This window comes from Alterirhizorhabdus solaris, from assembly GCF_007785815.1.
Classification (GTDB): domain Bacteria; phylum Pseudomonadota; class Alphaproteobacteria; order Sphingomonadales; family Sphingomonadaceae; genus Alterirhizorhabdus; species Alterirhizorhabdus solaris.
Genome location: NZ_VNIM01000049.1, coordinates 20,131 through 29,689 on the forward strand (window position 1 = coordinate 20,131; position 9,559 = coordinate 29,689).

The following is a 9,559-nucleotide window of genomic DNA, read 5'->3' on the forward strand; positions in this document are numbered from 1 at the left end:
CGCTTTCGGACCATCCTGCCTCCAGACCGGAACTGCCCTTGTCGGGCGGCAGCGGGCTGCCGCCCGACAAGGGCAGGCAAAGCCACGCGATGACCATCCGCTGCCTCCATCGTGCATGCGGCGTCGGAAAGGATCGGGCAAGGGCTCCGTTGAGGCGAATGTCACCCCCGCGTATCAGCGTGAACACTCAATAATGGATCAATAATAGTCCAGTACGGACTATTCTATATTGATCCCGATCTTCGGCTGACCGACGTTACAGCCAAATCGAAACCTTTCATTAACCCGTTTCCCGCAGTTTCCAGCCAGCGAGTCAGCAACTCATACATTGCCGACACTACGCTGACGAGGACAGGGAGACGTTCGATGGCCGTCACGTTCAACAATACCATGTTCAATTCGGGACAATCGACGACCGGGCTTCTGCTCGGATCGACCTTCGGCGGCACCAATCTGCTGAGCGGCACCACGCCGGTCACCATCAACGGCACCATCGGCGTGCCGGGCAGCAGCACGGTCGATCTCCAGCTCAACCTCCTCACGGTCGGTGCGGTCAATCTGACCGGCACCTATGCCGGCTTCTCGGATGCAGGGGGCGGCGATTACGTCTATTATTTCAACGCCACCCTGCCCGGCATCATCACCACCCCGATCACGGTCGGCGTGACCGGGGCTGCCAGCCTGCCCACCATCGCGAGGGTCACGGTCAACACCACGGCAGTCACCGCTCCAGTCGGTCCGGCAATTCCCTGCTATGCCGCCGGCACGCTGATCCTCACCCCGCGCGGCGAGATCGCGGTGGAGGAACTGGCGATCGGCGACGAGGTGGTGACCGCCTCGGGCAGGAACCGGCCGATCACCTGGCTCGGCCATCGCACGATCGATTGCACCGTGTATCCGCAGCACGCCCCGACCCGGCCGATCCTCATCCGCGCCAATGCGGTGGCGCCGGGAATGCCGAGGCGCGATCTGCGCGTGTCGCCCGATCACGCGCTGTTCTTCGACGACGTGCTGGTGCAGGCGCGCTTCCTGGTCAACGGCACCACCATCGTGCGCGACGACGTGACCTCGGTCACCTACTGGCATGTCGAACTGGCCAGCCACGATGTGCTGGTCGCAGAGAACATGCCGTCCGAGAGCTATCTCGACGTCGGCAACCGCCGCTCGTTTCTGGAGGCGGGCACGGTCGTGTCGCTCCGCCCGGAATTCGCCACCGACGGGGGTGAAGGGCATTGCGCCCCGCTGGTGATCGAGGGTGAACGACTGCACGCGATCCGCGCGTGGCTGGCCGATCGCGCCCGCCATCTCGGCGCGCGGCACGACGCCGACAGCGCGCTGGCGCTGGTGGCGGACGGCATCGTGCTGGCCCCGGTGGAGGCCGACGCGGGCCGCCTGACCTACCGGGTGCCCGCCGGCACGCAGACCCTGCGGCTCGCCTCCCGCACGGCGGTGCCGGCCGAGGTGGACGTCACCGCCACCGACACCCGTCCGCTCGGCGTCTGCGTCACCGCGATCGAACTGGACGGTGCCGCCATCGCGCTGGACGATCCGCGCCTTACTGCCGGCTGGCATCAGGCCGAAGGTGGCTGGCGCTGGACGGCGGGCGACGCGGCGCTGCCGGTGAGCCGCACGCTCATGATCGCGGCGACCGGCTACGGTGCCTATCCGGTGCAGGCGCCGAAGGCGGCCGACACCATGCCGTACCGCATGGTCGGCTAAGCTTCCGCAGTGCAACGTTAAGGGGGGGGCGGCGGCGCAATCCGCCGCCCCCTTTTTTGTCCGCCTGCGCTCCGTGCATTCGGCACACCTCACAACGCACTCGCCGAAACCTGAACCGACCTTCATGCTGCATTGCACAAGAGGGGATGACTGAGGGCAGATGATCCGAAAGGAACCTGCCATGTTCAAGTTGTTCGTCGTCGCCGTCTCGCTCACCGCCGCCGCCTCCCCCGCGCTTGCCGGCGAGGTCGCCTCCAGCCCGTTCCGATTCGAGGCGAACGGCACTACCTTTGCGGGCACCCGCACCGAGGATGCCGGGGTCATCACCCTCCGCGGCCAGGAACAGGGCGGCAAGCCATTCCGCCTGAAGGTGAAGAACAACCGGGTGACGGGCACGTTCGGCGCCAGCCCGGTCAGCTTCCCCGTGCCGGCGGCGCAGGCCGACATGGTGACGGCACTGCGCTGACCGGCCCATTCCCGACAAACGAAGAGGGCGGCGGAACCAGGTTCCGCCGCCCCTTTCTATTCGCGCTTCGGCGACCGGATCAGCCGGTGCCGGCCTTCATGCCCGCCGTCACGTTGTTGAACGTCTTGTTCAGCTGCGAGCCGAGAGCGGACATGGTGGTGATCGCGGCAACCGCGATCAGAGCGGCGATCAGGCCGTATTCGATCGCCGTCGCACCCTTGGTGTCCTTCATCATCTGACGGATTTTCTTCACGCTGATCTCCTGTTCGTTCCAGATCGGGATGTTCCACTTACCCGCCCGCTGGTTCATCACCGATTGGGCTGAGGCGTTTCTAGCAAGGTGAGGTTTCGGAAGATTTAACGACGGTCGCGATTCTCCGCCGTCAGGTGGCGGCGGTCACCTTGGCGGCGACATTGCGCCAGATGTCGTAGTTGGTCTGGCCCAGCGCGCTGATCGCCAGCATCACCGCGATCACCGCCAGCACCACGAGCAGGCCGTATTCCGTCGCCACCGCGCCGCGCGTATCGCGCCGCAGCTTGCCGAGTACGCGCGCTGTCGCCATGCAGCCGCGCACGGCCCCGCGTGGTCGCCTGCCCGAAGCCCGCCCCGGAGACAGCATGGACATCACCGATTTCTCTCGCACGTCGCTCATCCTGCCGGTGGTCGCGGTGGCGCTGGTCGATCGTGACGGGCGCGTGCTGCTGCAACAGCGCCCGCCCGGCGGATCGCTGGCCGGCCTGTGGGAATTTCCCGGGGGCAAGCTGGAAGCGGGCGAGACGCCGGAGGCGGCGTTGATCCGCGAGCTGCGCGAGGAACTGGGGATCGACGTGACGGCGGCGTGCCTGTCACCCGCCACCTTCGCCAGCGCGCCGCTGGGCGAGCGCCACCTTTTGCTGTTGCTCTACGCGTGCCGCAAGTGGGCGGGGCAACCGCAGCCGCTCCAGGCGACGGCGCTGCGCTGGGTGCGGCCGGTCGAGATGCATGCGCTGCCGATGCCGCCGGCGGACCGGCCGCTGATCGGTCTGATCGAGGCATTGCTGTAGCGCGGGCGGCTATAGGGCGGATCATGGTGCCTTATCCGCCGTCAGGCATGTTCAAATCACCTGACGAACATGGTAAACGCCGCGTCAATTCTCCGGCGGGCGCGGTGCGAGTTCGGCGGCGAGCGATCGGGTGGCGCTGCCGCGCGCGGCGGGGCGCGGCTGGCTGGGGGCCGGCGCCCAGCCGGTGAGATAGACGATTTCGAACCGCTCGGTCACCCGCCCGTCCGCCGCCGCCGCTCCGGTGAAGTGCGCGATGGCGGCGGCCAGCCGCGTGCGGGTGAGCGGTGCAGCCCCCCGGCCGGGCATCAGGCTGGTCGCGGCCATGCCGCGCAGATCGGCCATCAGTCGCAGTGGATCGGCGTAGCGCACCGCGAGCGGCTCACCATCCGCCACCGGCAGCGCGAAGCCGGCGCGGGTGAGCAGGTCCGCGGCGCCGCGCAGGTCCACCTGCGGGTGGATCCGCCCCGCCACCGCGCCGCCCGCCGCCATATCCGCCGCGATCAGCGCCGCACGCAGCCGGGGCAGGCTGCCGCCACCGACGAAACCGGCGAGGAACAGCCCGTCCGGCCGCAGCACCCGCCGCGCCAGCGCCAGGGCGCCGGGCAGGTCGTTCACCTGATCGAGCACGCCGGCCGACACGACCAGATCGAACGATCCGCTGGCGAACGGCAACCTGTCCTCGTCGCACTGCACCCCGCCCGCCGCGTCGGCGAACCGCCGCCCGGCGTCGGCCGGCGTCACCGTCATCCCCCGCGCCCGCAGCGCACGGGTAAGGCTGCCATCGGCGCAACCGAGATCGAGTGCGTCGGTGAACTCCCGCGTCACCATGTCCAGCCGCTCGAGCAGTGCCTCCACGATGTGATCGCGCAGGAAGGCGTGGTCGGCATAGCCGGCGAAGGCGCGGTCGCGGCGCTGGCGGCGCAGCGCCCGGTCGAAGATCTCGATATCGTCGGGCATGGTGTCGTCGGGCTTGGTCATGCCGGGCTTGTGCGCCCGCCTACCACGCGGGACAAGCGGGGATGACCGCCCCTTCCCTCCTCTCGGCCACCCGCGCCGGCGCGGCGCGCGTGCTCGCCTTCGCGCTGCCGCCGCGCTGCCCCGGCTGCGGCGCGGTGACGGCGGACGATCACGCCTTCTGCACCGACTGCTGGGGCGCGCTCGACTTCCTCGGGCGCCCGGCCTGCGCCACCTGCGGCGTGCCGCTACCCTATGACGAGGGGCCAGACATGCGCTGCGACCCGTGCCTCGCCCACCCCCCGGCGCTGGACGGAATGTGCGCCGCCACCGCCTACGATGCCGTGCCCCGGCGGATCGCGCTGCGGCTGAAGCACGGCCGCCGCCCCGGCCTTGCCGAGACGATCGCGCGCCGGCTGGAACGGCTGGTCGATCCGGGCGAGCCGTGGCTGATCGCGCCGGTGCCGCTGCACCGCTGGCGGATCTGGTCGCGCGGGTACAACCAGTCGGCGCTGATCGGCCGGGCGCTGGCGCGGCGCACCGGCCTGCCCTTCTCGCCCGACCTGATCGCACGCACGCGCCACACTCCCTCGCTACGCGGCCTCGGCCGGCACGCCCGGCTGCGGACGGTGCGCGATGCCTTCGCCATCCCCGATCCGGCGACGGTGGCGGGCCGGGCGGTGCTGCTGATCGACGATGTTTTCACGACAGGCGCCACCGCCAACGCCTGCGCCGCCGCGCTGAAGGCGGCCGGCGCGCGTGAGGTGCGATTGCTCTGCTGGGCGCGCGTGGCGCTGGAACCCTCGGGCGAAGATGCCTAGATAGCCGGTACAGCGCGGCCCCCCGGCCGCGACGGGAGACATGACGACGATGGCGAAGGTCGAGATCTACACCAAGTTCATGTGCCCCTATTGCACGCGCGCCAAGGGCCTGCTGTCGTCCAAGGGCGTGGCCTTCGAGGAGCACGACATCAGCATGGGCGGGCCGAAGCGGCAGGAGATGCTGGCCCGTGCCAGCGGCCGCAGCACCGTGCCGCAGATCTTCATCGGCGATACCCACGTCGGCGGATCGGACGATCTCGCCGCGCTCGAACGGGGCGGCAAGCTGGACGCGCTGCTCGCCGGCTGATGCGCGCGGCCGTCTTCCAGAGCCGCACCGGCATCGACCCGGTGGCCAATGCCACCCGGCTTTGCACGGCCGTGGCGGAGGCGGCGGCGCAGGGGGCGGACATGCTGTTCACCCCGGAGATGAGCAATCTGCTGGATCGCAACCGCGCCCGTGCCGCCGGCTATCTCGCGGATCAGGCGCATGATCGCGTGCTTGCCGAAGTGCGGGAGGCGGCGGCGCGGGCCGGCATCTGGGTCCACCTCGGCTCGATCGCGCTGGCGGGGGAACGGGCCGACGGTCGCCTCGTCAACCGCGCGTTCGTGATCGACGACACCGGCGCGATCCGCGCGCATTACGACAAGCTTCACCTGTTCGACGTCGACTTGGCGAGCGGTGAGAGCTGGCGCGAATCCGCCGCTTATGCCCCGGGCGAGGCAACCGTGGTGGTGGAAACACCGTGGGCGCCGATCGGCCTCAGCATCTGCTACGATCTGCGCTTCCCCGATCTCTACCGCAGCCTGAGCGATGCGGGCGCGACGGTTCTGGCCGTGCCCGCCGCCTTCACCGTGCCGACCGGCGCGGCGCACTGGCACGTGCTGCTGCGTGCGCGGGCCATCGAGGCGGGCGCCTTCGTCATCGCCGCCGCGCAGGCCGGGCACCACGAGGATGGCCGTGCCACCTACGGCCATTCGCTCGTGATCGATCCGTGGGGCGAGATCCTGCTCGACATGGGGGACGCGGAAGGCATCGCCTGTATCGACCTCGACCTTGCCCGCGTGGCCAATGTACGCGCGCGCATCCCGGTACTCGCGCATCGCCGCCCGATCCCCGCGCCGGTGCGCGCATGATCGTGTTCGATCTGGCGTGCGAGGGCGGCGGGCATGTGTTCGAGGCGTGGTTCGGCTCGACCGGGGATTACGACTCGCAGCAGGCGCGCGGGCTGGTGAGTTGCCCGATCTGCGGCGATGCGAAGGTGGCCAAGGCGGTGATGGCGCCGCGCGTTTCCGCCAAGAGCAACAGCCTGACGGTATCGCCCGCCCGGTCCGCCGAGCGATCCGTGGCGAAGGCCGAGACTCCCCCGCCGGAGGAGATGAAGGCGCTGCTGACCGCCATGGCCGAGGTGCAGCGGCGCGCGCTGGCAACATCAGATTATGTCGGCGACAGTTTCGCCGCCGAGGCGCGGGCGATCCATCTAGGCGAGAGCGACCAGCGATCGATCCACGGCATCGCCACCCCGGCGCAGGCGCGCGGATTGGTGGAGGACGGGATCGAGGTGGCACCGCTGCCGTTTCCCGTCCGCCCGCCCGGAACCGACAATTGACCACGCCGTTGCCGTTTTCGAAACAGGGAGACGAAGAGTGAGCGACCTCGCGAAGGAATTTCTGACCGAATGGTCGCTGAAGCGCGATCCGGCGCCGATCAGCCATGCCGATGCCACGGTGGCGGCCGAACGATGGGAAGCCGAAGCCGCCGAGAACGGCATCACCCCGGACGAACTGCACGAGGCGGCCGGTGGCAGCATCGCCGACTATCTGTTGCGCACCTACGGCACGACGGACTGACCGGCCGCAAAGCGGTCAGCCTCGCGCGAGGCTTTCGCGCAACGCACGTTCCTCGACGATCTCGATCGCCTGACCGCCCCGCCGCGCCGCCTCCGCCTTCAGGTAGAGCGCATCGTAGCGGACATAACGGCCAAGCGTCTGGTCGCCGCCGATCACCAGCATCGTCGTGGTCGCGCCGACGGATGCGACCACGCGCCCACCGGCCGCGGCGATCGCCTGCGCCAGGGGGCCGTCGCGCGACGCGCCGAGGATGGCGATACGCGCACCGCGCAGCGGTCCGTCCGCCGCCGGTTTGGGCGCAGGGCGCGCCTTCGGGCGGGGCGGCGGGGTCAGCCAGTCGGCCAGCGGAATGCCGGTGTGGTCGATCGCCTTGACCACCACCCAGCCCGCCGCGCGCGCATCGCTCAGCGCGTCGTGGTGGCGGTGGTCCAGCCCCAGATGGCGCGACAGGATGTTCAGCTTGTGGCTGGGCAGATCGGGCCACGCCCGCCGCGCCACGCGCACGCTGTCCAGCCAGGTGGTCTCGATCGGCGCGCAGGCGTGGACATGGCACGCGGCGGCCAGCGCGCCCTTGTCGAAGCTGGAATGGGCCACCGTGGTGCGGCCGGCCAGATGCCCGTCGATGATCGAATGGACATGGCCGAACACCGGCTGACCCGCCACGTGATGCGCCTCGATGCCGTGGATGCGGGTGTTGAAGCCGTTGAACTCGTCGCATGGATCGATCAACGTCTCGTAGGCGAACAGCTCGCGCCCGTCGCGAAAACCGACGATGCCGATCTGGCAGATGCTGCTGATCCGCGAACAGGCGGTTTCCACATCGACCACGACGAAATCGGGTGCGTCATCGGCCAGGGCGGTGGGCGGGGCGGCGGGCGGCAGGCTCATCGCGCCGGACATAAGCAACGGCGCGCGCGATACCAGCCTGTTCCTCACCCGCCCAGCTTGGACAGCACGAAGGCGAGCAGGAAACCGGCGACGGTAATCAGCCCGGCGTAGTCGTGCGATTCCTCGGCCGCTTCCGGGATCATGGTATCGACCAGCATCGCCAGGATGCCGCCTGCCGCCACGGCGGTGGTGGCCGCGATCACATCCGCATCCGTGCCCGCCAGCGCATAGTTGCCCAGCGCGGCGGCGATGCCCGATGCCAGCGCGATCCCGCCCCACACGCCGAAGATATAGGCCGGCCGATGCCCGGCTGCCTTCATCCCCGACGCGCTCGACAGCCCTTCCGGCACGTTGGACAGGAACACCGCCGCCACCGTGACGAGGCTCACGCCGCTGCCTTCCAGCAGGCTGACCCCGATCACCACCGACTCCGGGATACCATCGAGCAGCGCGCCCACCGCGATCGCCAGCCCCGCGCCTTCGGCGGCGGGCGGCAGCGAGGCATCGGGGTTGCCACCAGATCGCTTGCGGTGCCGCGCGCCGCGTCGTGAAATGGCGATGTTGGCGGCCGTATAGATGACCGCGCCCGCCAGAAAGCCGAGCGCGGTGGAATCGAACCCGCCGCGCTTGTACGCCTCATCCATCAGGTCGAACGCGACGGCCGAGATCAGCACGCCTGCGCCCACCGCCATGATACCGGCGACCAGCCGCTGCGGCAGCTTGAACAGGAAGGCGATTCCGGCCCCGAGCAACAGCGCCGATCCGCCGAGCAGCCCCCACAGGCCGGCCTCGATAAACTGCGGCATCCCATCCCCCTGTCCCGACCGGCACCCGGATCGACTGTCAGACAACCCCTGCCCGCCGTGCGGTCAGCACCGTCCACGCCCGCGTCGCACGCACCGGGCGGACCGTCCACGACGCTCCCGTCTCTCCGAGAAAGCGTTCGTGGATACCGCCTGCGTGCTGCACGAAGTCATAGAAATCGATCCGGTGATGCGCCAGCACCAGCACCCCGCCTGGCCGCAGCCACGCCGCGACATCCCGCGCCACCCGCGCCATCTGGCCGGGGGAGAGATAATAGAGGAGTTCCGCCAGCACGACCGCGTCGTAGCGGGTGCGCGGCGGTCGCCCCGGCAGGCGCAGCAGCGACGCCCGTGCCCGCCCCGCGCCATCCAGCGCCCCGGCCGTCAGCGTCACGCCTTCCGCCGTGCCCTCGGTCGCATCCAGCCGCAGCGCGCGCGGCGCGAGTGCGACGCTGTTCGAGCCGTTGCCGCTCGCCAGCTCGAGCACCCGCCCGACCGGGCCGGGGCCGAGCGCGTGGAGGATCGCCCGCCGCTTCACGGCCTCGTCGCGATTGGAGAAGGTGCGCCACGGATCGGCATCGGCAGCGAACTTGGCAGCGAAGCCGTCGAGGTCGATCGGTTTCATCGGCGCACCTCCGTGAACCGTTCGACCGGATGGGCGAACGCGGCCAGCTCGTGCCGGGCGATGGCGAAGCCGGTGGGGTCGTCGCGGATCGCGCCCAGTTGCGTACGGTAGGTGCCGATCAGCGAGCGTTTGGCGGCGTGCCCGCCCGCCGCCTTGAACCACGATGCCCGCCCGGCGGCGATGCGGCGCGGCGGCCAGATGCGATAGGCCAGCCGACGCCGGGCGGGCACCGTGGCCAGCACGGCGGATACCCAGCGATGGTCTGGATGGGCATCGTCCCCGGCCGGCCCGACCAGCAGGTCGATCCGCCCCGCCCGCTGCACCGCACCGCGCAGCACCCGCGCCGGCCCGCCCTGCAGCGCGCCATCACGCAGACCGAGGAAGCGTACCG

15 protein-coding genes are annotated in these 9,559 nt (G+C 70.0%); 8 read left to right on the top strand and 7 right to left on the bottom strand.

The window, feature by feature from the left end:
• Positions 1-366 precede the first annotated feature (366 nt).
• Both FOY91_RS12615 and FOY91_RS12620 read left to right on the top strand, forming a co-directional pair.
• Positions 367-1,719, top strand: coding sequence for a Hint domain-containing protein (locus FOY91_RS12615; RefSeq protein ID WP_145152361.1), 1,353 nt, complete (start codon positions 367-369; stop codon positions 1,717-1,719).
• 181 nt (positions 1,720-1,900) lie between these two features.
• Positions 1,901-2,185 (top strand): hypothetical protein, encoded by a 285-nt coding sequence (locus FOY91_RS12620; protein WP_145152364.1) that lies wholly within the window; start codon positions 1,901-1,903, stop codon positions 2,183-2,185.
• Between the two features lie 79 nt (positions 2,186-2,264).
• Here FOY91_RS12620 and FOY91_RS12625 read toward each other — a convergent pair whose 3' ends face one another.
• Positions 2,265-2,438: a Flp family type IVb pilin gene (locus FOY91_RS12625; protein WP_145152367.1), complete on the bottom strand. Its 174-nt coding sequence runs from the start codon at positions 2,436-2,438 to the stop codon at positions 2,265-2,267.
• Between the two features lie 130 nt (positions 2,439-2,568).
• Positions 2,569-2,811: a Flp family type IVb pilin gene (locus FOY91_RS12630; RefSeq protein ID WP_145152370.1), complete on the bottom strand. Its 243-nt coding sequence runs from the start codon at positions 2,809-2,811 to the stop codon at positions 2,569-2,571.
• Between FOY91_RS12630 and FOY91_RS12635 the strand changes: the two genes are divergently transcribed.
• Entirely contained in the window at positions 2,804-3,229 is a 426-nt protein-coding gene (locus FOY91_RS12635) for a (deoxy)nucleoside triphosphate pyrophosphohydrolase (RefSeq protein ID WP_145152373.1), read from the top strand. The genes FOY91_RS12630 and FOY91_RS12635 overlap by 8 nt on opposite strands.
• Before the next feature lie 84 nt (positions 3,230-3,313).
• On the opposite strand, the gene FOY91_RS12640 is transcribed toward FOY91_RS12635, so the two are convergent.
• Positions 3,314-4,207: a methyltransferase domain-containing protein gene (locus FOY91_RS12640; protein WP_145152376.1), complete on the bottom strand. Its 894-nt coding sequence runs from the start codon at positions 4,205-4,207 to the stop codon at positions 3,314-3,316.
• A gap of 41 nt (positions 4,208-4,248) precedes the next feature.
• On the opposite strand from FOY91_RS12640, the gene FOY91_RS12645 reads away from it, so the two are divergent.
• Genes FOY91_RS12645 through FOY91_RS12665 form a run of 5 tightly spaced genes read left to right on the top strand, consistent with a single transcriptional unit; the run spans position 4,249 to position 6,852 of the window.
• Positions 4,249-5,004, top strand: a complete 756-nt coding sequence (locus FOY91_RS12645) for a ComF family protein (RefSeq protein ID WP_145152379.1) — start codon at positions 4,249-4,251, stop codon at positions 5,002-5,004.
• A gap of 49 nt (positions 5,005-5,053) precedes the next feature.
• On the top strand, positions 5,054-5,311 hold the full coding sequence (gene grxC, locus FOY91_RS12650) for a glutaredoxin 3 (RefSeq protein ID WP_145152381.1): 258 nt from the start codon (positions 5,054-5,056) through the stop codon (positions 5,309-5,311).
• Positions 5,311-6,138, top strand: coding sequence for a carbon-nitrogen hydrolase family protein (locus tag FOY91_RS12655; RefSeq protein ID WP_145152384.1), 828 nt, complete (start codon positions 5,311-5,313; stop codon positions 6,136-6,138). Before grxC ends, FOY91_RS12655 begins: the two co-directional genes overlap by 1 nt.
• A complete protein-coding gene (locus tag FOY91_RS12660) occupies positions 6,135-6,611 on the top strand; it encodes a DUF1178 family protein (RefSeq protein WP_145152388.1) in 477 nt (158 codons plus the stop codon). The genes FOY91_RS12655 and FOY91_RS12660 overlap by 4 nt, the downstream gene beginning before the upstream one ends.
• Before the next feature lie 37 nt (positions 6,612-6,648).
• Positions 6,649-6,852 carry a hypothetical protein gene (locus FOY91_RS12665; RefSeq protein ID WP_145152391.1) on the top strand — a complete coding sequence of 68 codons (204 nt, stop codon included), beginning with the start codon at positions 6,649-6,651 and terminating at the stop codon, positions 6,850-6,852.
• 15 nt (positions 6,853-6,867) lie between these two features.
• Here the strand turns inward: FOY91_RS12665 and FOY91_RS12670 are convergent, their stop codons facing one another.
• The 4 genes from FOY91_RS12670 to FOY91_RS21695 all read right to left on the bottom strand — a co-directional run.
• Positions 6,868-7,740, bottom strand: a complete 873-nt coding sequence (locus tag FOY91_RS12670; RefSeq protein WP_145152400.1) for an exonuclease domain-containing protein — start codon at positions 7,738-7,740, stop codon at positions 6,868-6,870.
• Between the two features lie 44 nt (positions 7,741-7,784).
• Complete coding sequence (locus FOY91_RS12675) at positions 7,785-8,546, bottom strand: ZIP family metal transporter (protein WP_145152394.1); 762 nt, start codon at positions 8,544-8,546, stop codon at positions 7,785-7,787.
• A 37-nt stretch (positions 8,547-8,583) separates the two neighbouring features.
• Entirely contained in the window at positions 8,584-9,168 is a 585-nt protein-coding gene (locus FOY91_RS12680) for an SAM-dependent methyltransferase (protein WP_145152397.1), read from the bottom strand.
• The coding region (locus FOY91_RS21695) for a PIG-L deacetylase family protein (protein ID WP_476692374.1) at positions 9,165-9,559 on the bottom strand (395 nt) is incomplete at its 5' end. The genes FOY91_RS12680 and FOY91_RS21695, both read right to left, overlap by 4 nt.